General features: G+C 43.8%; 16 protein-coding genes. 7 read left to right on the plus strand and 9 right to left on the minus strand.

Annotated elements, in window-relative coordinates:
- Window positions 1-86 precede the first annotated feature (86 nt).
- The 3 genes from HWQ44_RS29420 to HWQ44_RS29430 form a co-directional block, all read right to left on the minus strand.
- Window positions 87-287 (minus strand): hypothetical protein, encoded by a 201-nt coding sequence (locus tag HWQ44_RS29420; protein WP_292725480.1) that lies wholly within the window; start codon window positions 285-287, stop codon window positions 87-89.
- 38 nt (window positions 288-325) lie between these two features.
- On the minus strand, window positions 326-1,633 hold the full coding sequence (locus HWQ44_RS29425; RefSeq protein WP_292725481.1) for a Rid family detoxifying hydrolase: 1,308 nt from the start codon (window positions 1,631-1,633) through the stop codon (window positions 326-328).
- Between the two features lie 131 nt (window positions 1,634-1,764).
- Window positions 1,765-2,196, minus strand: a complete 432-nt coding sequence (locus HWQ44_RS29430; protein WP_292725482.1) for an NUDIX hydrolase — start codon at window positions 2,194-2,196, stop codon at window positions 1,765-1,767.
- A gap of 188 nt (window positions 2,197-2,384) precedes the next feature.
- On the opposite strand from HWQ44_RS29430, the gene malQ reads away from it, so the two are divergent.
- Window positions 2,385-3,893 carry a 4-alpha-glucanotransferase gene (gene malQ / locus HWQ44_RS29435; protein ID WP_292725483.1) on the plus strand — a complete coding sequence of 503 codons (1,509 nt, stop codon included), beginning with the start codon at window positions 2,385-2,387 and terminating at the stop codon, window positions 3,891-3,893.
- 100 nt (window positions 3,894-3,993) lie between these two features.
- On the opposite strand, the gene HWQ44_RS29440 is transcribed toward malQ, so the two are convergent.
- Together HWQ44_RS29440 and HWQ44_RS29445 are read right to left on the minus strand one after the other, a co-directional pair.
- Window positions 3,994-4,806: a RodZ family helix-turn-helix domain-containing protein gene (locus tag HWQ44_RS29440; RefSeq protein ID WP_292725484.1), complete on the minus strand. Its 813-nt coding sequence runs from the start codon at window positions 4,804-4,806 to the stop codon at window positions 3,994-3,996.
- Window positions 4,781-5,593: a pseudouridine synthase gene (locus tag HWQ44_RS29445; protein ID WP_292725485.1), complete on the minus strand. Its 813-nt coding sequence runs from the start codon at window positions 5,591-5,593 to the stop codon at window positions 4,781-4,783. The genes HWQ44_RS29440 and HWQ44_RS29445 overlap by 26 nt, the downstream gene beginning before the upstream one ends.
- A 134-nt stretch (window positions 5,594-5,727) precedes the next feature.
- Here HWQ44_RS29445 and HWQ44_RS29450 point away from each other — a divergent pair, with 134 nt between their 5' ends.
- A complete protein-coding gene (locus HWQ44_RS29450) occupies window positions 5,728-6,441 on the plus strand; it encodes a DUF2993 domain-containing protein (protein WP_292725486.1) in 714 nt (237 codons plus the stop codon).
- A gap of 136 nt (window positions 6,442-6,577) precedes the next feature.
- Here HWQ44_RS29450 and HWQ44_RS29455 read toward each other — a convergent pair whose 3' ends face one another.
- Together HWQ44_RS29455 and cbiT are read right to left on the minus strand one after the other, a co-directional pair.
- Window positions 6,578-7,468 carry a phosphatidate cytidylyltransferase gene (locus HWQ44_RS29455; RefSeq protein ID WP_292725487.1) on the minus strand — a complete coding sequence of 297 codons (891 nt, stop codon included), beginning with the start codon at window positions 7,466-7,468 and terminating at the stop codon, window positions 6,578-6,580.
- A 126-nt stretch (window positions 7,469-7,594) separates the two neighbouring features.
- Window positions 7,595-8,197, minus strand: a complete 603-nt coding sequence (gene cbiT, locus HWQ44_RS29460) for a precorrin-6Y C5,15-methyltransferase subunit CbiT (protein ID WP_292725488.1) — start codon at window positions 8,195-8,197, stop codon at window positions 7,595-7,597.
- Between the two features lie 94 nt (window positions 8,198-8,291).
- Between cbiT and HWQ44_RS29465 the strand changes: the two genes are divergently transcribed.
- Window positions 8,292-9,695, plus strand: coding sequence for a serine/threonine-protein kinase (locus HWQ44_RS29465; RefSeq protein ID WP_292725489.1), 1,404 nt, complete (start codon window positions 8,292-8,294; stop codon window positions 9,693-9,695).
- Window positions 9,696-9,963: 268 nt separating this feature from the next.
- Window positions 9,964-10,131: a twin-arginine translocase TatA/TatE family subunit gene (tatA, locus tag HWQ44_RS29470; RefSeq protein WP_292725490.1), complete on the plus strand. Its 168-nt coding sequence runs from the start codon at window positions 9,964-9,966 to the stop codon at window positions 10,129-10,131.
- A 179-nt stretch (window positions 10,132-10,310) separates the two neighbouring features.
- Here tatA and cphA read toward each other — a convergent pair whose 3' ends face one another.
- Window positions 10,311-13,016 carry a cyanophycin synthetase gene (cphA, locus tag HWQ44_RS29475; protein WP_292725491.1) on the minus strand — a complete coding sequence of 902 codons (2,706 nt, stop codon included), beginning with the start codon at window positions 13,014-13,016 and terminating at the stop codon, window positions 10,311-10,313.
- Window positions 13,017-13,391: 375 nt separating this feature from the next.
- A complete protein-coding gene (locus tag HWQ44_RS29480; protein WP_069072616.1) occupies window positions 13,392-14,255 on the minus strand; it encodes a cyanophycinase in 864 nt (287 codons plus the stop codon).
- Between the two features lie 537 nt (window positions 14,256-14,792).
- Between HWQ44_RS29480 and trmD the strand changes: the two genes are divergently transcribed.
- The 3 genes from trmD (at window position 14,793) to HWQ44_RS29495 (ending at window position 17,856) form a co-directional block, all read left to right on the plus strand.
- Window positions 14,793-15,494: a tRNA (guanosine(37)-N1)-methyltransferase TrmD gene (gene trmD, locus HWQ44_RS29485; RefSeq protein ID WP_292725492.1), complete on the plus strand. Its 702-nt coding sequence runs from the start codon at window positions 14,793-14,795 to the stop codon at window positions 15,492-15,494.
- A gap of 31 nt (window positions 15,495-15,525) precedes the next feature.
- A complete protein-coding gene (gene ispF, locus HWQ44_RS29490) occupies window positions 15,526-16,011 on the plus strand; it encodes a 2-C-methyl-D-erythritol 2,4-cyclodiphosphate synthase (protein ID WP_292725493.1) in 486 nt (161 codons plus the stop codon).
- 63 nt (window positions 16,012-16,074) lie between these two features.
- Window positions 16,075-17,856 carry an ABC transporter substrate-binding protein gene (locus HWQ44_RS29495; RefSeq protein ID WP_292725494.1) on the plus strand — a complete coding sequence of 594 codons (1,782 nt, stop codon included), beginning with the start codon at window positions 16,075-16,077 and terminating at the stop codon, window positions 17,854-17,856.
- Window positions 17,857-17,901 lie beyond the last annotated feature (45 nt).

The following is a 17,901-nucleotide window of genomic DNA, read 5'->3' on the forward strand; positions in this document are numbered from 1 at the left end:
ATTCTGATCATCTAACCATTCGGCAAATTGTTCAATTTATTTTTACATGATGCCTTATAGAAGCGATCGCGTTTGTTGAGAGATAATTAACAGAGTATTTCCAGCAAAAGTGCCCGATAACCTGCTTGGACAAAGTGTTGATCAGCGGTTGCTGCAATAATTAAGCCCCGATCCTGCATGGCAATAAACGAAATACAATCAGTTAACCCCCAGGTTTTGTCTAAACGGGACTGATAAAGTTGTAAAGCACGGTTGAGCAGTTGTGTGTCTACACTTACAACACACATATGTAACTGTTAAAATTTTGCTCATTGTTCTATTTCTCCTAACCGCTAATTACAGCGATCGCATCAATCTCTACCAACACATCTTTAGGTAAGCGCGATACCTGGACACAAGCCCGCGCTGGGGCTGTATCTTCTGGGAAATATTTAGCATAAACGGCATTCACCGCCGCGAAATCATTCATATCAGCTAAAAATACAGTGGTCTTCACCACATCCTGGAAAGTCGCCCCGGCTGCTGTGAGGATGGCTTCAAGATTAGCTAATACCTGCTCAGTTTGTTTTTTGACATCATCAGTATAGACAACATCACCAAGGCGGGGATCGATGGCAATTTGTCCAGCGATGAATACAAATTGACCTGAAGCTGCGATCGCTTGATTATAAGGGCCCACTGGTGCGGGTGCGTTATCAGTATTAATTACTTTACGGGTCATAGATATTACTTTCTCTAACGATGTTTCCTGTTTACCGATTTCCGCTTCAGCTGCGATCGGCTTGTAGACTTCTCCATCTGGCATTATCGCACCAGTTAGGTCTGCATCTTTAAAGCTCATACCGTAAGTTATTGCACCAGTTAAATCTGCTCTTTTCAAGTTTGCTCCATCCAGATTTGCCTTGGTTAAATTTGTCCGTCGCAAGTTGGCTCTTTCTAAATTCGCTCCTTGGAGTAATGCTTTCGTAAGGTTTGTACTTTGAAAAGATGCTGCTGTAAAATCTACACCAGCCAAATTCATACCTGATAGATCAACTCCGTTAAGATTCACTCTATGAAGTCTGGCTCCTTGAAGGTTGGCACTTTTCAATGTTGCCTCAGTTAAGTTTGCTAGAGTTAAATCAGATCCAGTTAAGTACGCCTCACGCAAATCTGCTTTAGTTAGATTAGCTTTGCTGAGATTACTTTCAGCTAAAGAAGCCGCAGTCAGATCCGCACTACTAAGATTTGCTCCACTTAAATTTGCTGTATCTAGGTTTGCATTGATTAATTTTGCAATACTTAGGTCTACAGCTGTTAGGTTTGCCTTTTCTAAGTTTGCATGATTGAAATTTGCACTATTCAGAGTTGACCGACTTAAGTCAGCACCATAGAGGTCTGTCCAAGCAAAAATTGCTGAAGAAGCACTTACCGAATTTAACTTTGCATCTGCTAGAGATGCGTTAGTAAGATTTGTACTATTAAGCTTTGCTTTGGTTAGATTTGCCCCACTTAAATCAACTCCAGTCAAATTTGCACTAGTTAGGTCTATCTCACTGAGGTCTGCACCTTTGAGATTTTCTTGACTCAAATTTACTGAATGAAATTTCCGTTCCCCTGCGGCGTATTTCTCTAAAAGTTCCTCAGCGTTCATAATGCACCTTTGAATACCACTGACACAGTATAATCACAAAAACTTTGTGTCATAGGTATTGCTTTCTTTTCTTCCTTCTCTTCGAGACGCTGCGCGAACGCGCCCTTTGCGTTCTTCACGGTTCGTCCCTTCTACCCCAACCTCGGACGTATCCCATAATGCCGATATCGCCAATAATCGCGCAGAATGCGATCGTGGTCAAAACATAAATTACTAGGCACTCGCCAAGACTCAAAAATGCCTACACTCTTAGCATCATCCCCAGCCACAGGTTCCCCCGTAGCTGTGGCCAAAAACACAATGCTAATCGTATGCTGACGCGGATCGCGATCGGGGTCAGAATACACCAGTAATTGTTCAACTAATTCCACCTGTAAACCCGTCTCTTCCTCAGCTTCTCGCCGCGCCGCCACTTCCACCGCTTCCCCATAATCTACAAAACCACCAGGAATAGCCCAACCTAAAGGTAGATTATGTCTTTCAATTAACACTATTGGCCGATGAGGTCGATCTACTAGTTCAATGATGATATCAACTGTCGGTGTAGGATTTCGGTAAGTCATAGTTATTTAGTCATTGGTCATTAGTCATTAGTCATTGGTCATTAGTCATTGGTCATTGGTTATTCACAATTGGACTTTGGACAAATGACAAATGACTTTACCCTGCAAATACTGTTCCGTGATAAATTCGATGCGATCGCGTAGCGTGTCCATCAGACAATTGCCCCCTTCCATAATTCAGGTTAAATATGCCTTTTCCTAGATCCAGTGGCATTTTGCTGCATCCTACCTCCTTTCCCAGTCGATTTGGTATTGGGGATTTAGGCTTAGAAGCCTATCGCTTCATTGATTTTCTCAAAGAAAGCCATCAACAATATTGGCAAGTTTTACCACTGGGCCCCACTGGATACGGCAATTCTCCGTATATGTGCTACTCAGCAATGGCAGGAAATCCTCTGCTAATTAGCCCAGAAAAACTCTTAGAAGAAGGTTTACTATCTGAAGAAGACTTTGCTAATTTACCAGGATTTCCTGGAGAAAAGGTAGATTTCCAGCAGGTTGTGCCAATTAAGATTGGGCTACTCAAAAAAGCCTGTGAAAATTTTAGAGGGAATGCTACGCCCATCCAGCAGAAGGAGTTTGCAGGTTTTTGCGACAGCAAAGCCTATTGGCTAGATAATTACGCCTTATTTATGGCGCTGAAAGATGCCAACGACAATGCAAATTGGCACGCATGGAAGCCAGAACTTGTCAAGCGCGATCCCCAAGCTTTGGAGCAAGTACAGCATCGCCTGAATGGAGAGATTTATTACTACAAATTCGTCCAATTTGAGTTTTTCCGCCAGTGGTCAGACCTAAAAAGTTACGCTAATATGCGCGGCATTGACATTATTGGCGATATCCCCATCTACGTAGCTCATGATAGCGCTGACGTGTGGGCACATCCCGACATATTTTGCTTAGATCCAGAGACGGGACAAGCAGCACAAATGGCAGGAGTTCCACCCGATTACTTCAGCGCCACCGGTCAATTGTGGGGAAATCCGGTTTATAACTGGGAAGAATTGCAAAAACAAGATTTTAAATGGTGGGTACAGCGCTTTGAGGCAATGCTGGATTATGTAGACATAATTCGCATTGACCACTTTCGGGGCTTTGAGGCCTATTGGTCTGTGCCCCAAGGTGAAGAAACTGCCATGAATGGTAAATGGGTGGAAGCGCCCGGAGATGCTTTTTTTGCAGCGATTAGGGAGAAGTTGGGCAAGCTACCCGTCTTGGCGGAAGATTTAGGAGTAATTACACCAGAGGTAGAAGCGCTGCGAGACAAGTATGAATTTCCTGGGATGAAAGTTTTGCAGTTTGCTTTTGGTTCTGATCCCGAAAATCCATTTTTACCATTCAATTACCCAAGGAATGCTGTAGTTTACACCGGCACTCACGATAATGACACAACTGTAGGCTGGTTCAATTCAGCTAACGACAACGAAAAGCACAACTTATGGCTTTATTTAGGTTGTATTAGCCCTGAAGGTGTGCAGTGGGATTTAATTCGCCTAGCTTTGAGTTCCATAGCTAACCAAGCGATTATTCCCTTGCAAGATATTTTGGGATTAGGAAACGAAGCGCGGATGAATTTTCCTAGTGTTGCAGAGGGGAACTGGGAGTGGCGCTATCAAGCAGCAGCTTTGACAGACGAATTACGCGATCGCTTGAAAGTTCTTACTAGACTCAATGGACGCGCCCCAGAAGCCCAGTGAGGAGTTGGTTAGTGGGGCATGGGGCATGGGACAAGGGAACAGGGGACAATGAAAATCATCATACCCAATGCCTCATACCCCATGCCCCATGCCCCATATTTCAAAGCTTAGGCTTGGCAGCAATCCTAACTTCTTCCTCTTTTCCTGGCTCTCCCATTTCCTTGGCTTTTTCCTGATTGACGCTCATCAAAACACCACCAGCATTATCAGTTTTCACTGTCAGTTGCTCTTGGGCTTTCCAAATCCGATGAGTTCCCTCTGGCAGAATACCCTCAAACTCGGTTTTGCCATCGGCTACTACCCGAATCCAGGATGAGGCTTTCAAAGTCACACCAATCTGTACAACCTGTCCCTGTTGTCCATCGCTAAGGGTATCGCTAACCGGTTGAACTTTTAGTGACTCTTTTGGTTGGGTTGGCTCTGGTTTAACAATGGACTTTTGTTTTAGGTATGGCTGATTTTGGCTATTACTTGCTTGTAGTACCGCGTTATTTAATAACTGAGATAAACCATTTACAGAGCATACAATTAGGAATATGTAAAGAAAGTAAAGATGAATCGGACGTAATTGACTAATGGGTGAATTATTCCCCAGACTTCGGGAGTTCACTCGTGCAGAACTGATCGGAAAAGTGCCAGAAAATTCTACTCCATTCAAGCCTAGCGCTTCGGCAAATTGCCTAATCAAACCCTGAATATAGACTGGTTCTGGCAGATCGTTTAAATTACCTTCTTCGATCGCCTGCAATAATCGCCGAGGAATCCTGGTCAATACAACCACTTGCTCTAGAGATAGACCCTGTTCTTGCCGCAATGCCCAAAGTTGAGCGCCCAATTCTGCCAACTTTTCGGCTCGTTGTTGCTCTAATGAAAGTGATGGCTGGTGATTATTCTTCTTTCTTAGCCATTTCATGCCTACTGACACTCCTTAACTCCGCTGATTCTTTAATAGGTTGCGTTATTTGCTCTTGCAAAAAGTGAATTTCATGATCTTTGAGGGAACGATATTTACCCTCGGACAAAAAGGGTTCTTTTAGAGTTTGTAATTGAATTGGGCCGATAGCAGTCCGATGCAGTTTGATTACTGGATATCCTAGCTGTTGAGCTATACGGCGAATTTGGCGATTTCTTCCCTCCTGCAACACTATTTCTAAAAAGCTTTGCTCGGCACGATGTTCTATAAGGTGTACCTTAGCAGCCCTGGTTTTTCTACCCTCCAACATCACACCTTGACGCCACATTTGTAGTACTGTTTCTGGAGGATGTCCTTTGACCAAAACATGATATGTCTTGGAAATACTGTGACGGGGATGGGTGAGTCCAAATGTCAGTTCTCCGTCATTAGTCAGGATTAATGCTCCTGTAGATTCTGCATCTAAACGCCCAACTGGGTGAATACCCGAACCCTCTCGTAATTCCTTTGGTAGTAGATCCAGGACTGTTGGTCTGCGGTGAGGGTCATAGCAAGTCGAAACCACCCCCGCTGGTTTATGCAGCAATAGATATATTAAAGCCGGACGCTGCTTTTCGGATACAGGTTTACCATCCACAGCGATCGCATCTTTTTGGGGATCAACTTTTTGACCTAAATGGGCCAATACCCCATTAATCCGCACCCGTGAATGCCTAATCATTTCTTCAGCTTCACGACGTGAGGCAATACCCCATTGAGCAAGAATTTTTTGTAACCGTTCCTCCATGTGGAAATTGCTTATTTACTGTTAACAATTAAATGATATTTGCATTTTGTAGTGAGTAGGCATAAATGTTACATTTAAAGCTTGTTTAATTTCTGTTCGATTGTTGAGCAAATACTCATAAACAGATTGGTTAGATGCCAGAGCAAAATTCCCAAACAACAAATGCAAATAAAATCCGCATAATTACGCAAGTACTCACAACAGCAGTCAAGCTCTGGTTGAGAGCGCAAGTCAGTCAAATATCTGAACTAGAAGTGGAGATTAAAGCTAGCGATCGCCAACTTCTCTCTGGGCGTATCCCCTCGGTATCTATTTTTGCTACTCATGCGATTTATCAAGGTCTCCTGATTACACAAATTCAATTAATAGCAGAAAATATTCAGATCAACATCGGTTCCGTACTCAAGGGACAACCCTTACGACTGTTAAAAACAGTACCAGTGGTTGGCGATTTGATCGTAGACGAGAAGGATCTCAATGCTTCTCTCTCATCTAACTTATTATCGACTGCTTTGAGCGATCTACTGGTTAAGGTTTTACCAACACATTACCCACAGTCACAACCAATTAATTGGCAAGAAATTTTCCTTGGCAACAACCAAATTATACTGCGAGGCTTGAGAGTAACCAATAGTGAAACAACACCTCTAGATATCTGTCTGGGCTTACAGTTACTCAGTGGGCATGAGTTACAAGTGGCACATATCCCAATCCAGCCCGATCAGGGAGATATATTAGAGGATAATCATCAGTACAATCTGGATCTTGGTTCAGATGTCGATATCCAAGAACTAACGCTGATCCCAGGCAAGCTAGTGTGTCGTGGACGGATTAACGTTAATCCTTAATGATGACGGATTAAAAAATATTAATACCCTATTTTAAATGATATGGCGCTTCTTGAAAGAAGAGTGAGTGGGGACTGGAGACGGAGACTGGGAAAAATTTTTCCAAATATCCAGTACCCAATACCCAATGCCCAACTCACCTATCTGCTATGAGTGGTAACAGTAATGTCACAAAATAGTAAACCAAAGGAGCTGTGAAAATATAACTGTCGGTACGGTCTAAAATACCACCGTGACCGGGAATTAACTGTCCAGAATCTTTGACCCCAGCATCCCGCTTGAGCATAGATTCGGTAAGATCCCCTAAAAGACTAGCAATGCCAATCAGTAAACCCAATGCTAAACCAGTGAAGGGGGATTTGGGCAAGTGGAGATAATAGGCTCCTCCTATGGCTACGGCAACACTTGAAGTAATACCAAAGACAGCACCTTCTACAGTTTTTTTCGGGCTAATCTCAGACAAACGGGTTTTCCCAAAGAATTTACCAATGGTATAAGCACCAATATCGGCTGCCCAAATACATAAAAAAGTCAGCAGTGTTGCTGTAAAACCTTGTGCTAAAGAAGCAGAGTTTGCCTTTTCCCAGAAATCTGTCCAGGTTGTGGGCCAGTAACCTCCGAAAGGAAGATTGCTAAAAGCAGCACTATCAATTGCTCGTAATCGTACCCAGTAACTCGGCAAATAACCGACGTAAAATAGCCCCATAATAGAAGCGGAAACATCAGCGATCGTAGCAAATTTGGGCTGAAACAGCAGGTAAAAACAAATAAGTGTGCCAGCTATTGGCATCACAGCATCAGCTAAACTACCATCAAGGGTACAAATCACCAGCAAAACTTGGCTGACAGCCATAGTGGTTTTAGCGGCGGGAGCGATGCCTCTGGCTCGCACCAAATTAAAATATTCCTGTTGACCCAAAAAAACCACAACCGCAAACATGATGGTAAAATACCAACCCCCCAAAAGGGTCACAGAAAGAGCAAGAGCGATCGCAACAATTCCACTAATAATCCGAGACCAAGGCATAGAAGTATTTGGGGTTGGGTACTGGGTACTGGGGTACTGGGTACTGGGTAATGGAGATTGGGTATTAGGTATTTATTTGGAAAACTTTTTCCTAGTCCCCAGTCCCTAGTACCCAATCCTCAGTCCCTAGTCCAGTTTCTCACCACTGAGGATAAAAATGGGATCAACGGCGGTAAAGGTTTGAGAAAAGCCGCGCGTCTCTAAGCGGTTAACCGCAGACTGGACGACTTCGATATTTCTAGCCCTTAACAGGGAAAAGCTCTGGGAAATAGCATACAGACTTTCTAGATTAGCAGCTGTGGCTACAACCCGACCGGATGGCGGCAAATAATGCCAAGCTGCTTGCAGAATTTCCTGAATGGGGCGTCCTCCCTCAATACAAACGCGATGAGGGGTAATTTTGAGATCATGTAAACACTCTGGGGCGCTGCCTTCAACAACTTCGACATTTTTCACATCAAAGCGATCGCAGTTACGCTTGATCAGATTAGCTACTTCTTCATCTCTTTCTATAGCGATAATCTTTCCCTTTGGACATAATAGCCCCACCTCTACGGGAATTGTACCTGTCCCTGCGCCTATATCCCACAACACAGAATCTGATTTGAGTCGCAGTTGGGCAATTAACAGTAGTCGGACTTCTCGCTGGCTCAGGGGAATTCCTGGCAAATGCTCGAATAATTCATCGGGAATACCAGGGGTAATATAAGGCCAAAGTTGGGAGGGCATAGAACTACGCAATTATACTAAAGATATCGATTTGCCAAATTGAAAAGTCATAAACTCTAAAAACTTTTCAACCGTAGCATTAGAAGAAACCATAATGATTGGCGAAATATTAAGCGATCGCTACGAAGTTCAGCAGCTATTAGGAAAAAAAGCAGGGAGGCGGACGCTATTAGCTCGTGATTTGCAAACTCAGGAATTAGTCGTTATCAAGTTACTCTCTTTTAGTAGTGACTTTGAGTGGGATTCACTCAAGCTGTTTGAGCGGGAAGCCGAAACTTTAAAAAACCTAGCACATCCCTTAATTCCTCGCTATTTAAAGTATTTTGAGGTAAATTTACCAACCATCAAAGGATTTGCTCTAGTACAAACTTATATCCCTGCACAAACTTTAGAGCAATGTTTACAAACTGGGCGGACTTTTACCGAAGCTGAAGTCAAACAGATAGCCAAAGCACTTTTAGAGATTCTCGTTTACCTACATGAACTACATCCGCCTGTAATTCACCGTGATATTAAGCCTAGCAATATTTTATTGGGAGAGCGTTCTGGAAATAGTGTCGGTCAAGTTTATTTAGTAGATTTTGGCTCAGTGCAAACTGTTTTGGCTAGCGAAACCGGGACAAGAACCGTGGTCGGAACTTATGGTTATATGCCACCAGAGCAATTTGGCGGACGCACTGTTGCAGCATCTGACCTTTATAGTTTAGGCGCAACCTTAATTTATTTAGTGACGGGGACTCACCCAGCTGATTTACCCCAAAAGGATTTTCGTATTCAGTTTGAACAAGTGGCTAATCTCAGTCCCAGCTTTAGCAATTGGTTAAAGTGGATGATTGAACCTAGTTTAGAACGGCGTTTGAGTTCTGCGAGTGCTGCACTGGCAGCTTTAGAGAAACCACAACCAACAAACTTGCCTACTTTTGTTGTTGGCAAACCAGATGGGAGTAAGATTCAACTAACCAGAAATGGGGATTCTCTAGAAATTATCGTTCCATCGGCTGGTTTTGATCCATCAATAATATTCACAGGTTTATTTGCGATCGTCTGGAATTCATTTATCTTATTTTGGACAATTGGCGCTCTCTCGGCCCCTTTTCCTGTCAACATCCCCTTTGCCTTGTTCTCACTTCCTTTTTGGGGTGCTGGCTTGATGATGGTGTATAAATTTTTATTTCATTTATTTGGACGCATCTGCTTACGCCTGAATCCCGAACAAATTGCCCTAACCTGGGAGTTGTTTACTTGGAAATTTTATCGTCCCCGTGCATCGTCAAGACAAAGTATTAATAAGTTAGTTTACATTCCCAAACATTTTACTAAAGACTCTGAAGGTACTAGAATTGCCGTTCCCGCCCAATTGGATATTTGGGTAGGAGTAAAAAAATATCAGCTTGGTGGTATTGGTGGTGCGATTAAATCTGAAGCGGAATTGGAATGGCTAGCTCATGAATTAAGCGATTGGTTAGGTTTGCCAATTACCAATCCAATTAGAAGTTAGTTGCGCTCACCATCGCTTTGTTCAAGGTGTCCAGTTCTGTCTTGAACATACTCGACTTCAAAAATAATAGGAATTGTTCCACGGTTTCTCTGTCCTAACGCGAAATTCCTAGCGTAATTTTCTCAGCTTTATTTTCTGGAACATGTTTCTATTGATTTTATTTATACCCTATTTCTGCAAGAGGGTCGAGCGCTTATTAATGGCCAACTGATCAGATTTGAGCCATCAATGTTTATATTTAATTACAGATCCCTTAGAGGAAATTTATATGTTTGGACTGGGATGGCCAGAAATAGCTGTAATTACCATAGTCGCTGTTCTAATTTTTGGCCCAAAAAAAATTCCCGAATTGGGAACCGCACTGGGCAAAACCCTACGAGGTTTTAAGGAGGAGATGAAAACTCCCAGTGAGGAAACCAATCAGGAAGAAAAATAATCATAAAAGGAGTCGAATACAGGAGTCAGGAGTCAGGAGAAATGCACTCACGAAAAGATGCATTTTTAATATTGAGAAATTTCTGAATATAGTTTTTCCCATAAGGGGAGACGCTTGCAGCAATGAGTCATACGCCCATTGCACAGAAGTAATTCTGACTCCTGATTCCTGATTCTTGACTACAGTAAGGTATTAACAACAGAAGAAGGTGTGATCCCATTTTGGGAATCGATGACAGTAGTGCCGGGATTTTGTTGGTGTGTCTCTTCCTTCGCTAAACCACGCAGCTTAATTAACTTAATAGCTCGAGTGACGCTTTCTGGCAAAATGACCACCAGACTGTTATCAGGAGCCATGTCTAAGCCTTTATTTATCGCTTGGGTTTCATCCAGAATTGATTCATAGCGGCTATCAGGCTTAACTTGGGTGATGCCTTGAATAATCAACTGGGCGGCTGAACCCCGTAGGCGTCCCCGTGTATCATCGTCTTCTTTGATGATGATGTAATCAAAAATTTGTGCTGCTAATTTGCCCAAAGTAACAAAGTCTTCGTCGCGGCGATCGCCTGGCCCACCAATTACGCCAATCCGTTGTCCTGTAGTCCAGTTTCGCACAAAGGAACCTACAGCTTCGTAACTGGCAGCGTTATGGGCATAGTCTACCAAAGCGTGGTAGTTGCCTAAATTAAATAAATTCATCCGTCCCGGCGTTTGACTAACTGAGGCCCGGAAGGTCTTCAAACCAGCACGAATCTGCTCAATGGTGACGTTTTGCACGAATGCTGCCAAACTTGCAGCTAAAGCGTTGGCAATCATAAACGGCGCCCGGCCGCCCATTGTTAAGGGTATCTGTTCTGCTCTTTCTATCCGGTGTGTCCAATCACCTTTAACGATGGACAAATAGCCATTTTCATATACGGCCGCTACTCCGCCCTTTTGGATGTGCTTCCGCACTAGTTCCGAATCGGGGTTCATGGTGAAGTAAGCAATATTAGCCTTAGTTTTTTCTGACATGGCGGCGACGCGGCGATCGTCGGCATTAAGTACCGCATAGCCATCAGGGAATACAGCTTCTGCTACTACACTTTTGAGGTTAGCTAACTGCTCAATGGTATCTATATCGCCTATTCCTAAGTGGTCGGAGGCTACATTCAATACCACGCCAACATTTGCGGCTTCAAAGCCCAATCCAGAGCGAAGAATGCCACCGCGAGCCGTTTCCAGTACAGCTACTTCCACTGTGGGATCTTGGAGAATAACATGGGCACTTTGAGGACCTGTGTTATCACCAGCTTCGACTAAGTAATCACCGATATATGTCCCATCAGTGGTAGTATAGCCTACTACTTTACCAGTCTGTTTATAAATATGTGCTAGTAGTCGAGTAGTGGTAGTTTTGCCATTAGTACCCGTGACACTGAGGATTGGAATTTGGCTAGATTGCTCGTTGGGGAATAGCATATCCATCACTGCGCCAGCGACGTTGCGGGGGATGCCCACACTTGGGGCAACGTGCATCCGAAAGCCGGGAGCAGCGTTAACTTCGACAATCACGCCATCCACTTCCCGCAGCGGACGGCTAATATCCGTGGTGACAATATCGAGTCCGGCGATATCCAAACCGATAATCTTGACTACTCGTTGTGCCAACCAAAGATTTTCTGGGTGAATTTCATCGGTACGGTCTACAGCACTACCACCTGTACTCAAGTTTGCCGTTGCTCTGAGATAACAAAGCGTTCCCTTGGGTGGCACGCTATTTAGGATATAGCCTTGCCTTTCTAGCAACTGGTAACTGGTGCGGTCTAGTTCAATCTTGGTCAGGACGTTATCATGTCCTTCACCGCGATTTGGGTCAAGGTTTGTTTCTTCAATCAGTTCGGCAATGGTGGATCTGCCGTTGCCAATGACATGAGCCGGCACACGTTCAGCTACTGCTACTACTTTGCCATTTACCACTAGTACCCTGTGGTCGCGCCCAACGTAATATCGTTCGACAATAATTGACCGGGAAACCTGTCTGGCAGCTTCGTATCCGGCTTCAGCTTCTTCCCAAGTTCTGATATCAATAGTGATTCCACGTCCATGATTACCATCCAGGGGCTTGATGACGATGGGATAGCCGCCAACGAATTCAATGGCTTGTTCCAAATCGTCTAAGAAGTTGATTACTGTACCTCTGGGGACTGGCGCACCAGCGGCAGCGAGGATGCGTTTAGTGGCTTCTTTATCGCAAGCTAGTTCTACGCCTAGAATGCTGGTGTTGTCAGTCATTGTAGCCTGCATCCGCTTCTGGTTCACGCCGTAGCCTAGCTGAATCAAAAAGCGGGCTTCCAGAGACATCCAGGGAATACCTCTTTTTTCTGCTTCTTTGACGATCGCTTCAGTCGAAGGGCCTAAGGAAGCATCACGGGTGAAGTCTTTCAGGTCTTGGATATCTTGCTCTAGTTCTGCTTTGGGATAACGGCCTCGATCAACGATACTCTGGCACAGCCGCACTGCGGCTCGTCCAGCGTAGCGTCCCGCTTCCTCATTCAGGTACTCGAACACTACTTGGTAAATTCCGGGTGTGGCAGTTTCGCGGGTACGACCAAAGCCGACATGCATACCAGCTAATTCCTGGAGTTCTAGCGCTACATGTTCCACGATGTGGCCGATCATAGTGCCTTCTTTGACTCGCATCAGAAAACCACCACGACAGCCAGGCGAACAATAGTGACCCTCCAGACTCGGCAGCGCCTCAACTAATCCTTCATAAAAGCCAGGGATTTCATTCGAGGGCGTCTCGCCAAGGGTTTCTAAATCGAGGCGCATGACGATCAGTTTGTGGCGTCGAATGCTCCAATAGTTTGGGCCGCGTAAGGTCTGGATCTTGAGGATTCTCATGGGAATAGGTAGATGGAGATTCGGAACCAAAATTCTAGTTTCTTACTGGAATTGACCGCTAAACTGTTCATTGCAAACAGTTTTTTCTTTTTACATGGTATTCTTATCATTTTTCTACGGTAAGAAATAAATGTGCGGTCAAATGATTTTGGATTTTAGATTTATGATTTTGGATTAAAAGAGACTATCAGAGGACTTGGCTCTCTTAATTTTAGATTGACGATAGCGTAGCTAAACCGAGTCACTGAGCGTCTTTTTCATTGGTCTCGTCCACTTTCTTGTGGTATGTACCAAAAAGCTCTTTTAATCTAAAATCCAAAATCCAAAACCTAAAATTTGCGGTCAACTCAGTGTAACCTCAGATACTCTATCCCGTCAGCTGGAGATTCGGTGTACAGCAGGCAATACAGTCCGCTGGTACAAGTGGAAGCGATCGCCGTAGCTGAGGATATGGAGACGTAAATTATGCACGGTTAACGGTTCATTAGCACCGACATGGGGTTCGTTGGTGTGGGTGAGTTCAGTGGGATCAACAATGGTGACACTGCCTTTGCCCATAACTTGTAACCAACCATCGCGTTCAAATACAGCACAAGTATCTTCGTCAATGCCAATACCTAAGCGATCAGGATGAGCTGAGATCGCACTAATCAGTCGCCCCATCCGATTACGGTTGTGAAAGTGTTGGTCAACGATAACTTCAGGAATAAATCCCAAACCCGTTGCCATATCTACTAGGGAACGATTGGGCGACTCTCCACTACCGCCGCCAGCAATCATATGATGCCCCATCACTGCCGCTCCTGCACTGGTGCCTGCTAACGTAAGTTGCCCCGCCCTCACCCGCTGCCGAATAATTTCCATTGCTGGCGTATCTGCCAATACGCCACAGAGACGCAGCTGGTCTCCTCCTGTCAAAAATACCCCACTACAGGCTTCTAAGGATGCTTTGATCTGGGAGGCTTCACACTGTTCCCGTTCCCGGATGTCTAAAATCTCTACCTTCTGGGCACCCATTTCTTCAAAAATGCGAATATACCGACCACCGATGATAGCGGGTTCGCGAGAGGCAGATGGAATAATTGTAATATAAGCCTTACTAGCACCGGCACGTCCAAAAAAAGTTCGTAGGATTTCGCGCCCATGAACTTTATCTTCTGCGCCTCCGATAACCAGAACGGCGGTTTTAGTTGCTTGGGGTGTCCTCATTTCTAGCGATTTAGCTTGTAATTGCGGCATTGTGTTTCTCCTGTCAACAACTTTCAGGTGAATTTAACAAGGTTCAGAAGCAGTCATGATTTTTGCGCTTTACTTCTTTGAGAGGACACTTTTTGGAAGTTTGGAACTGGATCAGCTACTCTCCAAATTCTCGCTTAACGCTCGCGTTGCCTCAGTCTAAACGTGTCGTTCTTATTCCTCAAAGCCAGCGTCTTGTTGTTCACCTGTCCACTTGCAGCAGGGCGAAATAGTCTTTGGGGGCTAGATTCCCACTCTAGGGTTGGGGACGAGCAGTTAAGACTACGCTTTTTTCTGAGGCTAGCTCGATGCATCCTGGAAGTTGTTAACTTGATATGATTATTAATTTAAATGTAGTTGTGACAACATTTAAACATAAATTAAGTAATTAGAAAAACTTTTGCTCCCATCTAAAATCCAAGAGGTCTGGTAGTTTTAGATACTATTGATAAAGTTTAACTGGAGTTTGACCCGACCTTGGCTTGCTGGTGTTTGCTAGACATTCAAATTTAAGATTAGTGTCCTCGAATACGAATAACTGTGCGCTTTGATATAGTTACGCTTTTTCCTGACTGTTTTAACTCTGTTCTCAATTCTGGGCTGCTAGGTAAAGCCTTAGCCAAACAGATTGCCGAAGTGCATCTGATTAACCCACGGGAATTTACCACTGACAAGCACCGAAAGGTAGATGATGAACCCTACGGCGGCGGTGTTGGGATGCTAATGAAGCCAGAACCTATTTTTAGCGCTGTGGAGTCGCTGCCAATTCTACCCCGAAGAGAAATAATTTTGATGAGTCCACAGGGTCAAACAATTAATCAACCTCTTTTAAAAGAATTGGCGATAAATTATGACCAGTTAGTAGTTATTTGCGGGCATTACGAAGGAGTAGATGAGAGGGTGCTACATTTGGTAACTCGTGAAGTATCTTTAGGCGATTTTATTCTCACCGGCGGGGAAATTCCAGCAATGGCTTTGATTAATGGTGTAGTGCGGTTAATACCAGGAACTGTAGCCAAAACGGAGTCTCTCACAGCAGAAAGTTTTGAGGAAGGGTTGTTGGACTATCCCCAATATACTCGTCCTGCTAATTTTCGCGGCTTGAAAGTGCCTGAAGTCTTGCTCAGTGGGAATCACGCAGCGATCGCCCAATGGCGTTACGAACAACAAATTCAAAAAACCCGCGATCGCCGCCCCGATCTGTTGGAGAAATGGGAGCAGGGGGAGAATAATAATTCCTAACTCCTGACAAATGACAAATGACAAATAACTAATGACTAAAATTCGTATTGGTAACGGCTACGATATTCACCAACTGGTGAGCGATCGCGCTTTAATTTTAGGTGGAATTCAAATTCCCCATGAACTGGGTTTATTAGGTCACAGTGACGCTGATGTGCTGACTCACGCAATTATGGATGCCATGCTTGGGGCATTATCTTTGGGGGATATTGGTTATTATTTTCCCCCTAGCGATCCCCAATGGGCGGGAGCAGATAGTTTAGTACTATTAACTCAAGTACATCAACTGATTCGGGAGCAAGGGTGGCAAATCGGAAATATTGACTCGGTGGTAGTAGCAGAACGTCCAAAATTAAAACCGCATATTCACAATATGCGCGACAAACTAGCATCAGTTTTAGAATTACAAGCGAATCAAATTGGCATCAAAGCTACTACTAACGAAAAATTAGGCCCCGTTGGACGTGAAGAAGGAATATGTGCTTATGCTGTCGTCTTACTAGTTGCTTCAGAGTAATTTTTGTTTTAGTCTCTGAAAAAGATATTGAAGACTAATTAGGATGGAAATAAATTTGAGATTATGAAATTTTTTAGAAAAATATTTCTGGCAATTCAACATTTTTTGTTGCCAATAATTTTGACTTCAGCAACAGCACTTATACTTGCCGCCTGCAACCCAACTAACTTTAAAAGTGCCGCAGCTCAAGTACCGCAATTAGTAAGTAGTATTCTCAGTGATCCCAAAACCTTTAACTACCCTCTCAGTCAAGAGTCTCCCAATGTTTTTCCTTTAATTTACGAGGGGTTAATCACCCAAAATCCGATAACTGCGAAAGTCGAGCCAGCATTAGCGGAATCCTGGCAAATTTCCGATGATAAATTAAAGATTGTTTTTACCCTCCGAGAAGGGTTGAAATGGTCTGATGGTCAACCGCTAACAGTAGATGATGTAGTATTTACCTACAACGATATTTACCTTAACGAAGCAATTCCTACAGATGTGAGAGACAGCTTGAGGATTGGTGAAAGTAGGAAACTGCCCACTGTGCGAAAAGTGGACGAACGTCGAGTTGAGTTTAGCGTACCGGAACCCTTTAGACCTTTCCTACTAAGTACAGGTTCGCCAATTTTACCCAGCCATATATTGCAAAAATCGATAAAAACGAAAGACCAAAATGGCAGTCCAACCTTTCTGACAAAATGGGGTGTAGATACTCCTCCCGATGAAATTATTGTCAACGGCCCTTACAAAATAGAGCGCTACGATACCAGTCAGCGTGTGGTCTTCCGCCGCAACCCCCATTACTGGCGCAAGGATGCTCAAGGCAATTCCCAGCCTTATATTGAACGGGTAATTTGGGAAATTGTGGAATCAACAGATACCTCCTTGCTGCAATTTCGTTCTGGGGGGTTAGATACTGTGGGAGTGTCCCCAGATTACTTTTCTTTGCTAAAGGTGCAAGAAAAGCAGGGTAATTTCAACATTTATAATGGTGGACCAACGTCCGCTACATCGTTTGTTTGGTTCAATCTCAACAAAGGTAAAAGGAACGGAAAGCCACTGGTTGATCCAGTTAAATCTCGGTGGTTTAATAATGTGCAATTTCGGCAGGCTATAGCTTATGCAATTGACCGCCAAACGATGATTAATAACACTTTTCGCGGCTTGGGTGTAGCACAAAATTCCCCGATTTCTGTGCAAAGCCCCTATTACCTTTCTCCTAAAGAGGGGTTAAAAGTTTATGATTACAATCAGCAAAAAGCGAAGGATTTACTCCTAAAAGCAGGATTTAAGTACAACAACAATCAGTTAGTAGATTCTCAAGGAAATCGTGTCCGTTTCTCTTTGCTTACCAATGCTGGAAATAAAATCCGTGAGGCAATGGGATCGCAGATTAAACAGGACTTGAGCAAAATCGGCATTCAAGTTGATTTCACTCCGTTGGCATGGAATACTTTTACTGACAAAGTTTCTAATTCACTGGATTGGGAAGCTTCTTTGATGGGTCTGACCGGTGGATTAGAACCGAATGATGGTGCTAATGTCTGGGCACCTGAAGGCGGATTGCACATGTTTAACCAGAAACCACAAGCAGGACAAAAGCCGATTCAGGGTTGGGAGGTTGCTCCTTGGGAAGCGGAAATAGGGAATCTTTACATTCAAGCTGCACGAGAATTAGACGAAGCTAAAGTTAAAGCGATTTATGCCCAAACACAGCAGATTACCCAGGAAAATTTACCTTTTATTTACCTGGTTAATCCTTATTCATTGTCAGCGGTGCGTAATCGTTTTGAAGGCATTAAATTCTCTGCCCTTGGCGGCGCATTCTGGAATATTGAACAAATCAAAATAAAGGATTAGTCGTGGGACATGGGGCATTGGTTATTCACAAAGAACAAATGACAA

Source organism: Nostoc sp. JL34, from assembly GCF_017114945.1.
Classification (GTDB): Bacteria; Cyanobacteriota; Cyanobacteriia; order Cyanobacteriales; family Nostocaceae; genus Nostoc.